The sequence below is a fragment of the Streptomyces sp. NPDC053750 genome (assembly GCF_044544295.1).
GTDB lineage: Bacteria > Actinomycetota > Actinomycetes > Streptomycetales > Streptomycetaceae > Streptomyces.
In genome coordinates, this window is record NZ_JBITXB010000015.1 from 64,179 (window position 1) to 82,414 (window position 18,236).

The following is an 18,236-nucleotide window of genomic DNA, read 5'->3' on the forward strand; positions in this document are numbered from 1 at the left end:
TTCGCCCGACTCCTGGAGCTGTCGTGTCCGACCCGCTGCTGCCCGTGCTCCTCGCCGTCCCGGTCGTGGTCCTCGCCTGCCAGGCCGGCGGGCGGGCCGTCAGGCTGCTCGGCCAGCCTCCGGTCATCGGCGAGATCCTTGCCGGAACCCTGCTCGGTCCCTCGCTGCTCGGCTGGCTCGCCCCCACCGTCCAGCAGCACCTCCTGCCGCCCTCGGTCCTGCCCGTCACCTCCGCCCTGGGCACCCTCGGCCTCCTGGCCTTCCTGTTCCTGACCGGACTAGAACTCGACCTGCGCAGCCTGCGCACCACCCGCGGCGCCGTCGCCGCGGTCAGCCTCACCGGACTCCTGCTCCCCATGGCCCTCGGCGCCGCCCTGGCCGCCGCCCTCTACCCGCACTTCGCCCCCGACGGCGTCGAGCGGCTGCCGTTCACCCTGTTCGTCGCCGTCGCCCTGAGCATCACCGCCTTCCCGGTCCTCGCCCGGATCCTCGCCGACCGCGGCCTGGAGACCACGCCTCTGGGAACCTTCGCCCTGGCCTGCGCCGCCACCGACGACGCCCTCGCCTGGTGCCTGCTCACCGCCGCCGTCGCCCTGGCCACCACCGGCACTGCCCTGTCGGCCCTGACCACCCTTGGTCTCACCGCCGCCTTCGCCGCCGGCCTCACCCTCATACGCCCGCTGCTGCGCACCCTGCTCGAGCGCGCCGGCCGCACCGGCGACGAACTCGTCCTGGCCCTCCTCTTCACCGGGCTTTGCCTCAGCGCCTACACCACCGACCAGATCGGCGTGCACCCCGCCTTCGGCGCGTTCCTGCTCGGCGCCGCCGCCCCCCGCGGACTGCCGGCCGTCGAACGCAGCGCCGCACGCATCCGCACCGTCGTCCTGCCGCTCCTGCTGCCGCTGTTCTTCGTCGACGCCGGCCTGCACACCGACTTCTCCACCCTGCCCGCCGGACAGTGGGGCTGGGGCGCGGCCATCCTCGCCGTCGCCGTCGTCGGCAAGTGGGGCGGCGCGGCCGGTGCCGCCCGGCTCACCGGCTCCGACTGGCGCTGGGCGGCCGCCGTCGGCACGCTCATGAACTGCCGCGGCCTGACCGAACTCGTCGTCCTGGGCATCGGCCTGCAGACCGGCGTCATCACCGAGACCTTGTTCACCCTCCTAGTGATCATGACCGTCATCACCACCGCGGCCACCGCCCCGATCCTCCGGCGCGTGGCCGGCGACGACCCGCGAATGACCCCGCCGGCACCCCACGACGATCCCGAGCGCGCCCCGGCCGGGGAGGCGACCCGATGACCCGCTCCCCGAACCCGGTCCTGGACGCGGTCCTCACCCGGCGCAGCGCACCCCGCCTGACCGAGCCCGCCCCCGGCCCCGCCGAACTGGAGCGCCTCGTCCAGGCCGCGGCGACCGCACCCGATCACGGGCGGCTTCGCCCCTGGCGACTGGTCGCGGTGAGCGGCGACGAGCGGGCCCGACTCGGCGACGCGCTCGGCGAAGCCGCCGACACACCGGAACAGGCCCGCCGTGCCGCCGCGAAGCCCCTGCGCGCGCCCCTGCTCCTGACGATCGTGCACCGGCCCGTGCCCAACCACCCGAAGGTCCCCGAGTGGGAGCAACTGGCCGCCACCACCGGCATGGTCACCACCCTCTCGCTGCTCCTGCACAGCCAAGGCTTCGCTTCGATCTGGCGCACCGGCGCCGCTGTTCGGGCACCCCAGGTCCACAAGTACCTCGGCGTCGACGACGACGAACAGCTCCTGGGCTGGCTCTACGTCGGGACCCGGTGCGCCTCCAACGCCGCCGACCGGCGGCCGCTCGACACCCCCGCCAGGATCACCTGGCACACCACCGGCATCTGAGCCCGTCACCCAGCACACGACACGCCGGCAGTCGCGGCAGCGGAGCTGGGCGGACGCCGAACCTCCGCGAAAGGCAGACCGTGCGCGACATCCAGCACATCGAGATCCCCGGGCACACCCTGAGCGTGCGCGTCGACCCCGGCCCCGAACGAGAGGGCCGCCCCGCCCTGTGGCCGAGCGTGGGGGAATACCCGATCTACGACCCGTTCCTCTACACGAGCATGACCACCGACGACGAGCGCAACCACCGGTTCCGCGCGGCACTGGCGAACCTGGCACCAGACCGGCGGATCCTGGACATCGGAACGGGCCAGGACCTGCTCTGGGCACGCGAAGGCGTGCAGGCCGGAGCCCGGCACGCAGTGGCCATCGAGGTCATCGAGGACGCGTTCCACAAGGCGGCCGCCAACCTGCCGGCCCTCGAGTCCCCGGACCGGATCACGCTCCTGCTCGGCGAGTCGACCAGACTCCGCTTCGCCCCCCGCGCCGATGTCTGTGTCGCCGAGATCATCGGCTCGCTCGCCGGCGCCGAAGGCGCGGCAGCCGTCCTGGCCGACGCCCGCACCCGCCTCCTGGAACCCGGCGGGCTGGTCATCCCCCACCGCGCGGTCACCTTGGCCGCCGCGGTCCGCCTGTCCGACCTGCTCCCCGAACAGCCCGTGGCGTTCGCCGAGGCCGCACTCCCGTACCTACGAAGCATCTTCGGCTGGCACGGCAGCCCCTTCGACGTACGACTCAGGGTCGAGAACCCGCCCGCCGACGCGCTGCTCTCCGAGGGAGCTCCCATCGAGGTGCTCGACTTCAACGGTGACCTGCAGACGCAGCAGCGTACGACCACGCACTTGGCCATCACGCGGTCTGGCCTCGTGGATGGCGTGCTCACCTGGCTCAACCTCTGGTGCCTGCCGGACGAAGAGCCTCTCGACGCACTGAGCATGAAGACGAACTGGGCCACCATCTACTTGCCGCTCTTCGACAGTCCCGTGCCGGTCGAGCCCGGAGATGTCCTGGAGCTCACCTTCGCGGCCGCCCTCAGCGACGACCGTGTTCACCCGGACTATCAGCTCCAGGCTGTCCTGCGCAGCGCCGACGGGCAACAGCGCCGCGGATCTCTGATCTCCCCGCATCACGGCGGCGCCTTCAGGTCCCACTCGCTCTACCGGGACCTCTTCCCCGCGGGCTGACCGGCCACCGGGCCGCGGCCTCCGGTACATCGCGGCCCCGGCCCCGGGCGCGGGGCGTCCTGGCGGGGGACGAAGAAGCTCAGAAGTCGCGCAGCGGCTCGCCCGCGTTCAGGCGGTCCAGGCGCTCGGACAGCCGTCGGCTCATCAGGTGCTGCGAGGCCTGGGAGGCCCGCCTCGCCGCCGCCATGTGCTCGGCCGAGTCACCGCGCAGCCGCGCCAGCACGGCCTCCGTGATCAAGAGTTCCACCGTGTCGCGCGTCCGGTCCGACGGAAGGGCCGACGCCTCCTTCAGGGCCTGAGCGCCCTGCTCGGCCAAGCCGGCGACGGCGAACGCCCACGCCGCCTGTCCTTCCAGCTCACGCAGATCGAACCACTCAAGCCAGGCCGGGCCGGCGCTGCTCTGCGCGCGGACGAAGAACTCGCGGGCCCGCTTCACCGCCGCCACGACCTGGTCCGCCTGACCGTTCAGCGCCCACGCCCGGGCCTCGGTCACGTACGCGTAGGCCCTGACCAAAGGAGGGGCCCCCTGGGCCGCCAGCACAGCGCTACGCGCGTGAGCGAGCACATCCGCCTGGCCTCCCTGCGTCGCCGCCAACCGGGCCTGATGGATGTGGACCCGGGTGATGCGGGCGCGGTCGCCGATCGCCTGGGCCAGCCGCATCGCCTGAAGGTCGTAACGCTGGGCGAGACCGGGAAGCTGGTCGTCGTAGGCCATCGAGGCCATCGCCAGGACGGCGTCCACCACGCTGCCGTACAGCCGCCGCCCAGTCCGGGCGGAGAAGCTCCCGTTCAACATCGGCGTAGCGTGCGTGTCCATCATCGACGCGAACGCGCCGCGGAACTTGCCCCCGCCGTGCTGGGAGTCGAGCTTGCCGAACAGCCGCGTCTGCTCGTCGAGAAGGTCGATGTCCGCCGCGGTCACCTTGTGCTGCCCGTGACCACTGATCACGGCGTCGGCCGGCATGACGAGCGCCTCCCTCGAGGCGGGACCGAAGACGCTCGGAGAGAAGGCGCTCTTGACGACGTTGCGTCGGCGCATGGCGTCCAGGGCCCACAGCTTCGAGAGCATCCGCACGGCATGAGGGACGTCCAGGTACTCCAGCGACTGCGCCGCGACCAGGCCGGTGTCGGACGGCCAACCCAGACTCTCCGGCGTCACCACCCGATGCAGGGCATTGGACAGCACATGGCACGCGGCGGCCGCGAGGTCGTCGCTGGGGGTTGCGCCCTTGCACCATCGCGAGACGGTGCTCGTGACCACCGTGTAGGGCAGGTGGATGGCCTCGCAGCGAGCGGCAATGCGGCGAGCGAAGCCGCTGATGGACCAGTCCAGCGTCTCCAGATGCTTGAGTAAGACCTCGTTGCGCTCCGCCTTCGCTGATCCAGGCTTCGTCATCGCGCCGCCCATCGTGGTGAGGTCAGTGGAGAGGGCGAAGTGGTGCCAGCCGGGAGCGCTGTTTCGACGGTTGGCTTCCACGTCGAGGAAGGAGGGGAAGTAGGGGTGGGACCGGTGGCGTTCGCCTTGGCCGCCGAGACGAGCAGAGTGATCAGCACGCCCAGCAGGATCACGGTGAGGCAGCCGCCGAGGTCGCGCAGCGTCGACTTCAGCGGATCCTGGTGCCAGGGCCGCCCGTCGTCCTGGTCCGAGTCGTGCTCCACCTGGGCCGCCGGGTGGTCGGGGATCGAGGGGCGGCGGACGAAGGTGTTGATGGCGGACGGCGCGTAGCCGAAGTACCTGCCGCGCTCCGCGTCGTCCCAGGGCTGGCGTGGGCCCCAGTCGACGGTGTGGCAGGTGTCGCGGTGGACCGACAGGCCGATCCGTACACGCGGAAATCCGGGCCGGTCCCGCACGGCCGCCCAGACGCGCGCGCGGCAGGAAGTGTGGAACGCGCAGGACAACGGCAACGAGCTCGCGGACGCGGCCGAAGCCGTGCTCGGCATGGCCGGACTGATCGGCCCGGAGTGCTGCACCGCCCTCTTGGTGGTGGAGCGGTAGTTGAGGTGGTAGGAGCCCACGATCGCGGGATCGCGCTGGGGGCCGTACCGGCGAGCTGCAGGCTGCGGACGTGAGCACGAAGGTCTCCCCAGAGGTGGAGGTGTGGATCCGGGCCGCCGCGACGGTGGGCGCGGGGACGTCATGCCGACCTCCTGCTCCGGCGGTCCGACGGCGAGGCCTGTGCCGGTGGCGCCAGCAGGGCAGCGCGGCTGCCTGCGGCCTCGGTAGGGGGCTGTCGTTGGGCATGGGCGGCTTGCTGGAGCTGGTCCAAGCTCCACTCGGAAGGCAGTGCCCGGCGGAGGGCCTCTTCGAGCAGCTGGCGTTCGCCTGTAGCCGCAGGACCGTTGCGTACGCCGCTCTGTGTGTGGCAGGGGTGGTGAACGACGTACACCTGGCGACGGAGCCGCTGGGCGTTGCTTCCATCCCAGCCCCAAGCCGTGCACGTGTACTCGGTGAGCAGCGATATGGGCTTGGCGAGTGATTCCGGCACGAGGTGCATGGTGATGACCCCGTCTTCGGCCAAGCGGAAGAGGTGGGACATTCCGTCAGGTATCCGGTCAAGTATGTTCTCGTGCAGTAGCAGCACCGTCCGGCACCGGTGCGAGGATGCTGTTCGCTGGCCGGGATTGGCGGGGGCAGTTCGGTCCGGCAGAGGAAGAAGGGATGCCGGGAGGGGGCCGGAGCTGTAGACGAGGGCGGCTCGGGCGCTGGCCGCCAACGCGTCCACCCACACCGGGGACAGAGGGAAACCGTCCAGGCGGTGCTGATGGCCGGGATGCGTGAGGAGCGAACGTGCCTCCTGCGCCTCGTGGTCGGGTGCTTCGAAGGCGCCCAGCAGAGCGCCCGCAGTCGCGGAAGACATCGGAGCCCGAGCCTCCTCTAGCGCGCGAATCCTCGTGGCCGATGCTCCGATGATGTTCGCGGCCTGCTGGTCGCTCAGCCCGGCGAGCCTCCGGAAGCGGCGCATCAGCGCGCCGACCAGAACAGGAGGCAGGGAGGGTATGTCGCACCGATGTGCGCACAGCGGGGAAGCGAATGCGCCTGTCATGGACGTGCCACCGTCGGATCCGCTGGAGCAGTGACGGTGGGGACCTGGCAGTGAAGGAACACGTCCTGGTTCGGGTGCAGTTCGGCCCTGCATTGCATTAGGGCCAGGTGACCGCCAGGTGTGCTGGTGGTCTTCTCGTGTCCCCACCCGGTGTCTTGAGCCAAGGACAGCAGCCTGTTGGGAGGACTACCGGTCGGCAGCAGGACTTCGCCGCGTACCCACCGTTTGCCTGTGCGGGCGGCGAAGTCTGTGGCCCACAGGGTGATCAGCCGCAGGATCGGCTCTCCCACTGGAGCATCCGGGGACTTGGCGAGGTGGCACAGCAGCAGGCTGGGCTCGGCGCCTGCGGGTACGTCCCAGGCACTGAGGCGGGGTTCGCGCACGAGGTGCAGTGCCGCCAGGAGCTGGCCGTCGCCAGAGAGCGTGACGATCTCGGCGCCGCCGCCGTGGTGGAGGAGGTTGACCAGAGCTTCTGTGTGAGGGCGCAGGGCGGGGCGTTCCTGGGGCCAGGAGGTCAGATCGGCGGCGAGCCGGTCGCGGTCTTCCTGCCCGGCAGGGACAGGCGTCATGACGTAAGGCGGTCGGGTGGACACGGGGTCGAGGTCCTGTTCGTGGGTCAGCGGAGCGGGACTGTGCCCGGGTGGGCGCGGCAGGGCTGTGAGTCAGGCGGCTGCTTCCTCGATGAGGGCTTCGTCCGGTGGTTCGGCAGGGCGGCTGTACCTGATCAGGGTCTGGGCTGCTCCGACGAGGCCGGAGTGGGAGAAGGCCTGCGGGAAGTTGCCCACCATGCGCTGGCGGCGGGAGTCCCACTCCTCGGCCAGCAGACCGACGTCGTTGCGCAAGGCGAGGAGTCGCTCGAACAGCTCGTACGCCTCGCCGATGCGGCCGATCTCCGCGAGTGCGTCGACGAGCCAGAAGCAACAGATCAGGAATGCTCCCTCGTCTCCTGTCAGTCCGTCCACGCCGGCATGCGCACCGGCGGTGGGGTAGCGCAGAAGGAACCCGTCCTCGGTAGACAGTTCTCGCTGGATGGCCTCGACCGTGCCGATGACCCGCTTGTCGTCCGGCGGCAGGAACCCAACCTGCGGGATCAGCAGGAGCGCGGCATCGAGCTCGACGGATCCGTAGGACTGGGTGAAGGTGTTGCGCCCGGTGTCGAAGCCCCTCTCGCACACGTCGCGATGGATTGCCGCACGCAGCTGCCGCCAACGTTTCACGGGGCCATCGGCGTGCCCGGCCTCGACCATTTGGACGGCGCGGTCGACGGCTACCCACGCCATGACCTTCGAGTGCACGAAGTGCCGCCGTGGGCCGCGGACTTCCCGGATGCCCTCATCGGGCTGAGTCCACTGCGCCTCGACAGATTCGATGAGTGCGGCCAGGAGGCGGTTGATGTTCTCGTCGCACCCGAGGCCGTGCAAGGCGGCCACGTGGAGGGCTTCGACCACCTCGCCGTAGACATCCAACTGTCTTTGGTCGGCGGCGGCGTTGCCGATCCGGACGGGTGCGGATCCCTCGTATCCGGACAGCCATTCCAGCTCGGATTCCGGGAGTTGGCGCTCACCGGCGATGCCGTACATGATCTGCAGGTTCTCCGGGTCGCCGGCGACCGCGCGCAGCAGCCAGTTACGCCAGTCGCGTGCCTCGTCGCGGTAGCCGGCGCGCAGCAGGGAGGACATGACGATCGCGGCGTCCCGCAGCCAGGTATAGCGGTAGTCCCAGTTGCGGGTGCCGCCGATGTCCTCGGGCAGCGAGGTGGTTGGCGCGGCCACGATCCCGCCGGTCGGAGCGTACGTCAGGGCCTTCAGCGTGATCAGCGACCGGACGACTGCGTCGCGGTAGGGGCCGGCGTAGGTGCAGTGGGCCGCCCAGTCGGTCCAGAACGTCTCAGTCGTCTCCAGGGCCTCCCCGGTCTTGATCCGTTCTGGGGCGCATGCGTGGGAAGGCTGCCAGCTCATGGTGAACGCGACACGCTGGCCCGCGTCGAGGGTGAACTGCGAGCAGGGGGCGGGCAGTTCGCCGCAGAGCTCGCTCTCCGTGTCCAGCCACACTGCGTCGGGCCCGGCGACCAGACGGGTGCGGCCGTTCACGGTTTCCGTCCAGGGCACGATCTGCCCGTAGCCGAAGCGCAGGCACAGCGTGGAGGCCACCGGAACGGTGCCGGTGACAGCTTCGACGATGCGGACCAGACGGGGCGCGCCCTCACGTGGCGGCATGAAGTCGGTGACCCTGAGTGTCCCGGTGGGTGTGTCCCATTCCGACTCCAGGACCAGCGAATCGCCACGGTAGACGCGCCGCGCGGCCGTCGGCGGTGCCTGCCCAGAGCTGGTGGCCGGGCCGATGCGCCAGGTGCCGTTGTCGGCGTTGCCGAGAAGCGCTGCGCAGACCGCGTCGGAGTCGAACCGGGGCAGACACAGCCATTCGACGCTCCCATCCCGCCCGACCAACGCAGCTGTCTGCAGATCGCCGATCAGTGCGTAGTCCTCGATACGCCCAGCCATGCAAATTCCGTCCTGTGGTGTGGCGCCGGTCCAGTCGGATGGAGGCACCCTGGTGGTTATGTCGTTTGGGCCCGACGGCCTTGGGTGGGGCGGTTGCACCTGCTCGGGGGCGCTGTGCAGGTGGCTTCGCTCTAATGGGTGAGCGCCGGCAGTGGCGGGGGAACGTCGACTGCAACGCTCAGCCACTCGCAGGCATCGACCGTGGTGTGCACGGTGTGGTGGGGAACGGGATCCCCGCGGCGGCGGGATCGCCCGTGTGAGACCCAGATGGTGTGCAGCCCCGCCCGGAGTCCGCCCGCGATGTCCGTGGCCAGGCAGTCGCCGATCATGGCCGTCCATGTGTCCTTGTCGGCCTGGAGGTCGTCCAGTGCGAGCCGGAACAGGGCCTCGTGCGGTTTGCGTACGCCGTAGTCACCGGAGATGACGACTGTCGTGAAGAACCGATCGAGTCGGCTGACCTCCAGCTTGGTGCGCTGCGCGGCCGGTGATCCGTTGGTCACGACACCGAGCGACCATCCGTCAGCAGTCAGCGCTTCGAGGGCGGCGCACACCTCCGGACGGTGCGGCACGAGTTCGGCCGTGCGTTCTTGGTAGGCGACGTGCTGCGCGGCGATGGATTTTTGGATGCCGAAGGTCTCCTTGATATCGGCGAAGAAGGCGTATCTGGCGCCGGCGTGACGTGCGTCGGCCTCCGTGATCCACGGATGTGGGATGCCGGTGGCCTGGGAAAACTCGGCGGCCCAGAGAGCGAACGCGGCGGCGTGGTCGGTGAGGGTGTCGTCCAGGTCAAAGAGGGCGATCTTGGAAGCGGGCATCACTGCCACCCCCGCATCTGGCCGGGTACCGCCGTGGGCGCGCATCTGTCGTGGCTTGGCGGCGCCAGCGCGTCTTCGTCGGGGGCCGCTCGTTTGCTGTGGGGTGCAGACTGCTGCCTCTGGGCTGAGAGCGCGACGAAGAGCCAGATCGGGGCGGTGAGTAGTCGGCCGGCCGGTGATCGGGTGACCCACCGAAGGGGCAGATCGGCGGTGCGGGCTCTGCGCGGAGGGATCGTGATCCACTCTCCGCTCAAGTAGTTGGCTGGGGGTGGCCAGCCCGGCCCACCAAGTCGCGGAGGTACGTAGCCGGATCCGAGCGGGACGAAGAAGTGCCACACATTGCCGTCGGCGAAGACGGCTCCTTGGGGCAGGCCGAGACGCTTGAGCTGCAGGAGGACTGGAGCAGCATGGTGTGCGGGGGCCTGGACGACGTCGAAGGCACGCCCCGTCGGCAATGCTGTGGCGGTGGAACTGCGCCACGCTTGGCCCAGAAGTCCGAATGCCTCCTGTTCAGGATCGTCGAGGGCCGGCATGGTCTGGCATGGTTCGACGTCTGCGGCTGGCCTGTCCGCCGTGCCGTGGTGGGGCGGCGCGAGCGGGGCGGTGACGGTGGCCATGCGGTGTCTCCAGGCGAGTAAGCGGTGTCGGGGCGTGCGGCAGGGCCGCTGACGGCGGTGCGGCTCGGCCGCCCGATGTGCTGTGTCAGGCCGGCACGACCTGCGTGGTGGGGCTGTCCGGCTGGCTGGCGAGACGTTCGGAGTAGTGGCCTTTGTCGATGCCCAGGGCGAACTCGGCCAGCCGCAGCGCCTGGATGTCGGATGTGCCGGCAGGCGCGTATATGTGGTAGGCGTCGCGTACGTAGCGGCCTATGGGCCGGTTGTTGACCAGGCCTGCGGCCCCGTGGATCTCCATTGCGGCGCGCGCCGAGTCCAGCACGGTTTCGGCGACCAGCTTGGCGTTCATCAACTCTGCGTCGCAGGGAAGACCCTGGTCGAGGAGGCTTGCCGCGTGGTAGGCGGAGAGCCGTGCGGTCATCAGCCGTGACTGCATCCGGCCGAGCTTGTCCTTCACCGTTGGCAGGTGGTGGAGCGGATTGCCGTAGCGCTTGCGTTCGTGGCAGAGGGCGGTGGTTGTCTCGAGGATGGCCTGGTGCAGGCCGAGGGCCACGGCGGTCAGGTTGAGGCGCCCGTACAGGATGCTGGAGGAGTAGGCCACGTCCCTGCCGTCGCCCTCGGCGCCCAGTCGGCTGCTCGCCGGGATGCGGCAGTCGTTGAAGATCAGCTCGCCGAAGCTGAATCCGTGGAGCCCCAGGGTCTCCGGGTGCGGACTGCGGGTCAGTCCGGGGGTGCCGGCTTCGACCAGGAACGCGCTCAGGCCTCCGGATCCTGTGCCAGTGCGGGCGACCACGCCGTGGAGGTGTCCGATGTGGGAGTTGCCGACGTAGACCTTCGCGCCGTTGAGGACGTATTCGTCGCCGTCGCGTACGGCAGTGGTCTCCATGCCGAGAACGTGGCCGCCGGATGCTGTCTCGGTGACTGCGATGGTGGGCAGGCAGTCCCCGGCGGCAATCTTCGGCAGCCAGCGACGCTTTTGGTCTTCAGTTCCGAAATGGATGATCTTGGCGACTCCGAGCTGGGACGCCTGCACCATGGCTCCCATGGCCGCGCTGACGCGCGAGAGTTCCTCGATGATGATCGTTTTGGCCAAGTGGCCAGCGGCCATGCCGCCGTATTCCTCGCCGATCGTGGCGCCGATCCATCCCCGGCGGGCGATCGCGGCCGCGAGGTCGGTCTCGATCTCCCCGGTCCGCTCCATCTGATCCACACGCGGTGCGACCTGGGACTCGGCGAAACCCCGTACGGCTTCACGGAGTTGGTGGTGCTCTGCAGCGAGATACGAGGCGGACATGGTGGGGTTCCCTCCCTGAGAGAGCGCTGTCGGGCGCGGCGCGGGGTGTCTTCTAGTGCGGCGGCTGGAAGCCGGCGCGGCGATAGAGGAAGGCCATGACCTCGTCGCGGCACTGTCTGATCAGCTGGAGCGATCCCTGACCCGTGGCGAGGGGCTTTTCGACGGGACCGACGAAGCAGACGGTCCCGAGCGCGATGTCCTCATGCATCAGGGGTGCGCCCCCATAGGTGCGGATGCCGATCAGGTCCACCACCGCGTTGCCCGCGAAACGGGGGGAGGCGAACACGTCAGGCAGGATGAGTGCCTTCTTCTTGTGCACGACCTCGGGACAGAAGCCGTGGTCGAGGGACATGCTCCGGCCTACCGTGGGCAGCTCGCTGTCGTCGCCGGGGGTCGCCAGACCGAAGAACTGCTGCTCAGCGCCGAAGATGTTGACCATGGCGTAGGGCACCCGGGCGGCTTGTGCCAGCCGGATGGCGAAGGCGTCGAGTTCCGCGTCGGGGCCGGTGAGGCCCAGAGCACGCTGCACGTCGGCACGCGCGAGCTGTTCGGCGGTCTGGGCTGGTGGCGTGGTGGGGTTCGGGCGGGTCATGTGAGAGCTCCAGAGGAGGAGACGCCGCGCAGTTCGATGCTGCGGCGCACGAGAGTGATCAGGACGTGCTTGGCCGAGGAGCGCTGCCGCACATCGCAGGTCATGACGGGGATGTGCGAGGCGAGACGGAGGGCCTGGCGGACTTCGTCGGGGGTGTATCGGAAGGCGCCGTCAAACTCGTTGATCGCGATGACGAAGGGCAGGCCACGTTCCTCACACCAGTTGACGGCCGCGAAGGAATCCGGCAGACGCCGTGTGTCGACGAGCACCACGGCGCCCACGGCACCGTAGGAGAGGTCGTCCCAGAAGAACCAGAACCGCTCCTGTCCGGGGGTTCCGAACAGAAACAGGATCAGCGAGTGGGGGTCGGCGAAGGTGATCCGGCCGAAGTCCATGGCCACGGTGGTGACGGATTTGTCGGCTATTCCTTCGAGGTCGTCGACCCCTGCGCTGGCAACGGTGAGGGTTTCCTCGGTCGTCAGAGGTTCGATCTCACTGAGTGTCGTGATCATCGTGGTCTTGCCGACGCCGAAGCCGCCTGCCACGACGATCTTGAGTTCTTCCGCAGGTGTGCTGGCGCGCCCGTGGCGGTCGCCTTCAGAGGGAGGTTTGTAGAGCATTGAGCAGTCTCTCCAGAAGGTGCACGTCGGGGTCGGACGTGCCAGCGGGGTTGGCGAGAGCGAGTGCCTGAGCGTCGAGAAGATCGCTGATCAGGACTTTGACCACTTGGACCGGCTGGTGCAGCCGAGCCGCGAGCTCCGCGACGGAACACGGAGCGCCGCTGCAGTGCAACAGCAGCGACTCGTGCTCACGGCTCAGCTGAGCGGGCAGGACTGTGGCCTCGGTGATAAGGCAGGTGGTCAGGTGCAGCGGGTGGGTAGGGCGGGTGCGTCCTCCGGTGATTGTGTAAGGACGCACATCCCCTAACGTGCTGTCGGACCACCCGCCACGCGAACCCACGTCAAAGTCCCGTGTTGTAGCCGTTGTTGCGCCGGGCCTGGATGATCAGGTGCTCGTCGAGCCCCTTGATCAGCTTCTCCATCTCGTGCCCGACCTGCCCCACGTCGGCCTGGGGGTCGGTCACGACGGCCAGGACGGTGCCGAGGACCGCCTCGTTCACCATTCCGGCGCTCATCAGGAAGAGGTATCCGGCGTCGTGCTCTACAACGACCTGACGCACACCGCCCTTGGCTTTCTTGAACTGCTGTCGGGCCAGGGCCCAGATCCCGGTGATGGCCGCGGCTGTGGTGTCCGCCTCGTCAACCGTCTGTTCCGTATAGGCGAGTTTGAGGCCGTCACCAGTGCCCAGGAGAGCGTGCTGGGCACCAGGGATCCGGCTCACGAAGCTGCTGAGAAGTCCGTCCAACTGGGCTCGCGCCGACGCTGCCTGGTCGCTGGTGATGGCCTGGCTGTCCGCGTCCATTGTCAACTCCTGCTCTGCATGGGGGGATTGGTGGTCGAAGGGTCGTCGGTGGCGGTCAGTGTGTTGGGAGCTTCCGACTGCCGCTGCCCCTCATCGAGGGGCGCACGAGACTGAAAGCTGGCCATCAAGCCGCCAGTGGGACGGCCGGCAGTTTCCTGCTGCCGCGGTCGCGGCGCCTGGTCCTTTGGCTGGCTGACGTCCCGGACCGGCAACGGCGGCCTGTCGCTGCCGGCGTCTGCTGGAGGGTGCGGCCGGGCGGGCGTGGGCGGAAGATCGTGTGTCTGGCCCGTCCTGGGCGACCCTGCGCTGCCGGAGTGCGGCGCGCCGCTCGGGCCTGGAGGCGAGGCTGGTGCGCCCGCGACAGCGGCGGACTGCGTCGGCGTCTCGTGGGCCTCGACGAGTAGTTCGCTCGGCAGAAAGACGATTGCGTGAGTGCCGCCCACGATGTTGGGCCGAAGCTGAATGGTGATCTTGTGGCGCCTGGCGAGGAGTGCCGCTACCAGGAGTCCGAGCTGGCCCGTGCGTAGACGGTCGCGAGGGTCCTCTCTTTCGGGGTTGGCCAGGAGCCGGTTGAGGGCATCACGCTTGTCCTGAGACATCCCCGTACCGCGGTCGACTACCTCGATGGCGATGCCGTCGCCGGTTTGGGTGGTGTGAACCTCAACCTTCTCGGTGGAGAAGTCTGTGGCGTTCTCCATCAGTGCGGCCAGGAGGTGCACGAGGTTGGGGCTGACGTATCCGGGGACCGACGCCGTCACCGGTGTCAGTTCGACACGCACCCGCGCGTACTCAGGGATCTCGGCGACAGCTCGCCGGATTGTCGTCGCGACGAGGATGGGCGGGGTGTTGCGGGACGGCAGACTCCCGCCTATGACCGCCAGGCTTTCCACAGCGCGCCGAATCTGCGTCAGCAGGTGGTCGATGCCGAAGATCTGATGCAGAAGGTCCGGATCCTCAACGCCGTTCTCCACATCGGAGATGACGCTGATGCTTCGGTTGACCAGGCCCTGAAGCCGGGGAGCGACCGACTTGAAGATCTCAGCCAGCTCTGCCTGCGGGTTCAGCACACCGTGCGTATGCGCCGCCGCCCGCATCACGGCTTGCCAGGCCTCGGTGAACCCCGCTTCGATAGCTGGGATCACATCGAGGCGCACGTCGCCTGTGCGTGGCTGGACAGCGGGCTCGGCGAAGTTGGTCCGTGCCGCGCCTTGCTGGGCCTGCCCGAGCGCCCAGCGCACCTGTTCCCGGCCCTTGTCGATCGCGGCCATGACACTGGCCAAGGCGTGCAGTGCTTCGTCGCGCTGGGCGCAGAGCTGCCTGAGCGCTCCATCGTGTTCGGCGCGGAGCTGCAAGATGTGCGCAACAGCTCTGTGGGCGCGTCGAGAGCGAGTCACCGTCCACCACAACAGGCCCCCCACTGCGGCGCCCGCGCCGACGACGCCGGCTTCGGTGGGCACGGCGCCGAGCCGGTCGAGGAGCCACGCCCCACCCACTGCCAGGGACGAGAGCGCGCTGGAAAGGACTGCGGGGGGCAGGCGAAGGCTGCCATCGGCGTGCGCCCTGCGACGGCTGCCGCCAGTCGCGGCCTGCTCGCGGGCAAAGTGCTCAGACATGGCACACCTGGCGCCGGCGAGCCCGGCAGACTCGTCGCATCCCGGCCCGTGTCTGGCTGAGCGACTCATGAAGCGCTGCCGACTCCGTGACCGCGGCAGCCGTTGGCTCAGGCACACTGGCCCAGAACCGCGCCCGGCATGGCAGCTGATACCCCTTGGTGGGGCACTGGAGGCTCCGGCCGCTGCTGCAAACGGAATGCGGTGCCCCCCACCGGTCGGCGGTACCGGATCCCACAGGGATGAGCAGGACCTGGTGGGTGAGGCAGCACAGCAGCGGTCCGACCTCGCGGCTCTGGTCAACCATCAAGTCGACCGAAGCCATGCCGAGACCCACGCCGACGCGGACGATGTCGAAGTCGCGCGGGAGCCTCGGTGGGAGGGGGGCCTCGCCGAATTGAATCTGCCAGGCATGGCGCGTGATCAGGGGAGTCATCAGCTCTCCGGTCAGGACGGGAAGCCCGTCGTCGGGTCAGTGCGCAACCTTCGCGGCAGGGACCACGGTGAGCGGGGCGAGGAGCGACGAGCCTTGTGCAGTTGTGCCCGCGCTCCCGTGCCCGCTGGTCGCGGGACAGCAGGTGGGCCGGCTGCCGCTGGGCGGAGTGGATCCCCGCGCCGGCGGCAGCCGGGAGACCGAGCGCGAGGCTGCGCTGAGTCTCGCTCTCAACTTCCGGGGATCGAGGGCCCGTGCGATCCCCAGGCGACGGAAGTCGGAGCCCAGGTCGGGCAGCCCGAGCGGCATACGGGGGAGTGCCGAAACGGGTGCCCAGGTCGATGAGTGCGACGTCGACGGACGCGGCCGCCGCTCACGTACCCCAGCGACGGCTTAGGGAGCCCGGGAGCCGAGGAAGCCGAGTGCGTTGTTCTTCATGCCGCCGAGCCCGATTTCAGGACGTCCTCGCGACAGCACACCAGCCTGGTGATGCCGGACGGGAGCGCGCCGAGGACGCCGATCTGCGAGGGGTGAGTCGCCACGGTGGTGGTTCCTTAGTCGAGATCCTTGAGGGGAAACCGAGTCCTGTGCACGAAGGGCAGCAGGCGGCCGCTTCGGATGAGCCGAGGTCGTGAACCAAAGCCTTCCCGGTCGCCAGCGCCATCGGTAGATGAATCCGCACCCCACTTCACCCCACTTGGGGCGAGCGATCAGAGCCATTGGCTTCTCGTGTATGCATTGCGGACGTAGGGACATTTAGGCCCTTAGGGGAACATTCTGCCGAGCGTTCCCCGTTCGGATCGGGTGCCCGGCCACCTGATGAGTCCGGCACCCCACTTCACCCCACTTCGCTGAAGTGGCTTGACAGCATGGATCGTTGTGTGTAGCCAGCCCTCTGAATGCGGCCGAGCGGGTCCGGGATGCGGTGTGCAGGCGTGGCGTTGCGGCTGGTCAGATCCCCCTGAGCGGGCCTGGTGCTGCGGGTGGGTGAACTCTGTGGCCGTGCGGCAACGTGCCCAAGGACGTCGCCCCCCGGTCGCGCCGCCGCATGTGCCCCGACCGCGAGAAAACCAGGCAATTGGGGTAGTTCATCTGCCTGGCGGCCAGGATGCGGCCCAGCGCACTCATCCAAGTGGGGTGAAGTGGGGTGCCTTCTCGTGTACCGCGCCGATCTGCCATGAGCCAACGTGGTCCAGAGGACTACCCCGGTCCACGCCCCCGGGCGTCTCAGAGCAACCAGGAGACGAGGGCATGCCCATCCCCGCTACAACCTCGGCGAGCGCTGCTGGCCTGCGTGGCGAGCCACTCGCACACGCCGAGGCCGACCTCACTGGCCTATTGGCCCCCCAGGTAGTCGCCCGCCACCTCGTCCACGAGGTACTCGCCGACGAGAACGACTCGTGGACGGACGTCATCGTCCTGGTCGCCGACGAGCTGGTGGGAAATGCTCACCAGCACGTCGAGGCCGGCAAGCCGATAGGGATGGCGGTGGACCTGTACGAATGGGGTGCAGTTGTCCAAGTCGAAGACAGCGGACGCGACATCACCGCCATTTCGCGTGAGCCGAAGGAGCCGGCACTCGAGGACGAGGGAGGGCGCGGCCTCTTCCTGATTGACACTCTGGCGAGCTCGTGGGGCGTGCGGCCGACTGACACGGGCAAGAGCGTCGTGGCACTGTTTCTTCACCAGCCGGCCGGAGGAGGGCGATGAAGGGCTGCGACCTGCGCCCCAGAGCCCTCACTCCCGGACTGAGTCTCGGCCCGCTGGGCGTTAGCACAGGGACCACGCGCTGGGACTTCCCTGAGCAGATCGTCGATGACGGGCAGATCCTCAGAGGGCTGCGCAGGGCGATTGAGCTGGGAGCGTCGTTCGTCGACACCTCCGATGCGCACGGCGACGGACATGCTGAGCGGTTGGTCGGGAAGGTCCTTCGGGAGTACCGGCACTATGGGGTTCACGCCATCAGCAAGGTCGGGCGACTGCGCGGTTCCGCGCCACACCCGTACGCCGGCCCGAGGGTCCGCCACCAGCTGGAGCAGACGCTGGAGAATCTGTACCGAGAGGACCTGGCCGTCTACGTGCTGGACTCGTACGACTTCGGCCCCGGAGATATGTACCTGGGACCCGTGGTCGCGCAGATGCACGCCATGCGCGACCTTGAGCAGATCGGGGCAATCGGCCTCCGAGGCCCCACCAGCGCTGACAGCGTCCACCAGATACGGCGCTTCCTCTGGCTGGTCGAGGAGATCCAGCCTGACGTGGTGTGGGCCCAGGCAAACGGCCTCCTGCCCGCAGCCGTCCTGGAGGAGGGCGAGAGCCTGAGCGAGTTCACCGCGCGAAAGGGCCTGGGACTGGTCGTTGCTTCGCCTCTCGGGCACGGAATGCTCGTCGGCCAGCGCAACCGCAGGGCTCTGGATGCACTTTGCGGGCAAGGTGTTTGTCCCGAGGCGGCTGCCGCCGTTGTAGAGGGCGGCCTGCGGGAGCTGGCCGGGCTATTCGGATCCGGGCACGGTACCTTGGCCCCGCTCCTGCTGCGGTCGAGCCTCCAGCAGGCGCCCCATGCGCTCGTCGCCGTCGGTGTCGCGGAAGAACACCTGATTGAGCAGTGCTTCGATGCCTTGCCCGGCTCGCTCTCTCAAGACGAGGTTGATCAGATCGATGCCGTCTTCGCCCGCATGAGGCTCAGCCTGCAGATGCTGGCGGGACGGCCTGTCATGCACGAGCGAGTCGGGGGGCTCGGCTGAGCCGGACAAGGTTTTCGGCCGACAGTCGGCCTGAACAAGTGGCGTTCCTGCCGTTGAGACGGGCACAGATCCGATGGGGCCGGCCTCAACTGGCGTGGCGGCCGACCCCAAGGGGTCA

At 69.0% G+C, this 18,236-nt stretch carries 16 protein-coding genes; 5 read left to right on the forward strand and 11 right to left on the reverse strand.

Annotated features, from left to right (window positions below):
- Positions 1-23 precede the first annotated feature (23 nt).
- From ACIGO6_RS32000 to ACIGO6_RS32010, 3 genes are all read left to right on the forward strand, one after another.
- The gene (locus ACIGO6_RS32000; RefSeq protein WP_205383863.1) at positions 24-1,298 is read left to right on the forward strand and encodes a cation:proton antiporter; all 1,275 of its coding nucleotides are present in this window, start codon (positions 24-26) and stop codon (positions 1,296-1,298) included.
- On the forward strand, positions 1,295-1,864 hold the full coding sequence (locus ACIGO6_RS32005) for a nitroreductase (RefSeq protein ID WP_024126775.1): 570 nt from the start codon (positions 1,295-1,297) through the stop codon (positions 1,862-1,864). The genes ACIGO6_RS32000 and ACIGO6_RS32005 overlap by 4 nt, the downstream gene beginning before the upstream one ends.
- 80 nt (positions 1,865-1,944) lie before the next feature.
- Positions 1,945-3,048, forward strand: coding sequence for a class I SAM-dependent methyltransferase (locus tag ACIGO6_RS32010; RefSeq protein ID WP_399882443.1), 1,104 nt, complete (start codon positions 1,945-1,947; stop codon positions 3,046-3,048).
- Positions 3,049-3,127: 79 nt separating this feature from the next.
- Here the strand turns inward: ACIGO6_RS32010 and ACIGO6_RS32015 are convergent, their stop codons facing one another.
- From ACIGO6_RS32015 to ACIGO6_RS32065, 11 genes are all read right to left on the reverse strand, one after another.
- Complete coding sequence (locus ACIGO6_RS32015) at positions 3,128-4,525, reverse strand: transcriptional regulator (RefSeq protein ID WP_266552234.1); 1,398 nt, start codon at positions 4,523-4,525, stop codon at positions 3,128-3,130.
- Positions 4,441-5,064 (reverse strand): DUF6302 family protein, encoded by a 624-nt coding sequence (locus tag ACIGO6_RS32020; RefSeq protein ID WP_399882445.1) that lies wholly within the window; start codon positions 5,062-5,064, stop codon positions 4,441-4,443. The genes ACIGO6_RS32015 and ACIGO6_RS32020 overlap by 85 nt, the downstream gene beginning before the upstream one ends.
- Before the next feature lie 1,024 nt (positions 5,065-6,088).
- Positions 6,089-6,661 (reverse strand): hypothetical protein, encoded by a 573-nt coding sequence (locus tag ACIGO6_RS32025; protein ID WP_399882447.1) that lies wholly within the window; start codon positions 6,659-6,661, stop codon positions 6,089-6,091.
- Between the two features lie 93 nt (positions 6,662-6,754).
- Entirely contained in the window at positions 6,755-8,593 is a 1,839-nt protein-coding gene (locus ACIGO6_RS32030) for a glycoside hydrolase family 15 protein (RefSeq protein ID WP_399882449.1), read from the reverse strand.
- Between the two features lie 131 nt (positions 8,594-8,724).
- Entirely contained in the window at positions 8,725-9,408 is a 684-nt protein-coding gene (locus tag ACIGO6_RS32035; RefSeq protein WP_266552243.1) for an HAD family hydrolase, read from the reverse strand.
- Positions 9,409-10,110: 702 nt separating this feature from the next.
- Positions 10,111-11,316, reverse strand: a complete 1,206-nt coding sequence (locus ACIGO6_RS32040) for an acyl-CoA dehydrogenase family protein (RefSeq protein WP_399882452.1) — start codon at positions 11,314-11,316, stop codon at positions 10,111-10,113.
- Positions 11,317-11,368: 52 nt separating this feature from the next.
- Complete coding sequence (locus ACIGO6_RS32045) at positions 11,369-11,908, reverse strand: GAF domain-containing protein (RefSeq protein WP_399882454.1); 540 nt, start codon at positions 11,906-11,908, stop codon at positions 11,369-11,371.
- Positions 11,905-12,528, reverse strand: coding sequence for an ATP/GTP-binding protein (locus ACIGO6_RS32050; RefSeq protein WP_266552252.1), 624 nt, complete (start codon positions 12,526-12,528; stop codon positions 11,905-11,907). Before ACIGO6_RS32050 ends, ACIGO6_RS32045 begins: the two co-directional genes overlap by 4 nt.
- Positions 12,506-12,868, reverse strand: a complete 363-nt coding sequence (locus ACIGO6_RS32055; protein WP_353961710.1) for a DUF742 domain-containing protein — start codon at positions 12,866-12,868, stop codon at positions 12,506-12,508. Before ACIGO6_RS32055 ends, ACIGO6_RS32050 begins: the two co-directional genes overlap by 23 nt.
- Position 12,869: 1 nt before the next feature.
- Positions 12,870-13,331, reverse strand: a complete 462-nt coding sequence (locus tag ACIGO6_RS32060; RefSeq protein WP_266552255.1) for a roadblock/LC7 domain-containing protein — start codon at positions 13,329-13,331, stop codon at positions 12,870-12,872.
- A 2-nt stretch (positions 13,332-13,333) separates the two neighbouring features.
- Entirely contained in the window at positions 13,334-14,944 is a 1,611-nt protein-coding gene (locus ACIGO6_RS32065; RefSeq protein ID WP_399882457.1) for an ATP-binding protein, read from the reverse strand.
- A 1,681-nt stretch (positions 14,945-16,625) separates the two neighbouring features.
- Between ACIGO6_RS32065 and ACIGO6_RS32070 the strand changes: the two genes are divergently transcribed.
- Positions 16,626-17,084, forward strand: coding sequence for an ATP-binding protein (locus ACIGO6_RS32070; protein ID WP_266552261.1), 459 nt, complete (start codon positions 16,626-16,628; stop codon positions 17,082-17,084).
- Complete coding sequence (locus tag ACIGO6_RS32075; RefSeq protein ID WP_266552264.1) at positions 17,081-18,118, forward strand: aldo/keto reductase; 1,038 nt, start codon at positions 17,081-17,083, stop codon at positions 18,116-18,118. Before ACIGO6_RS32070 ends, ACIGO6_RS32075 begins: the two co-directional genes overlap by 4 nt.
- Positions 18,119-18,236: the final 118 nt, after the last annotated feature.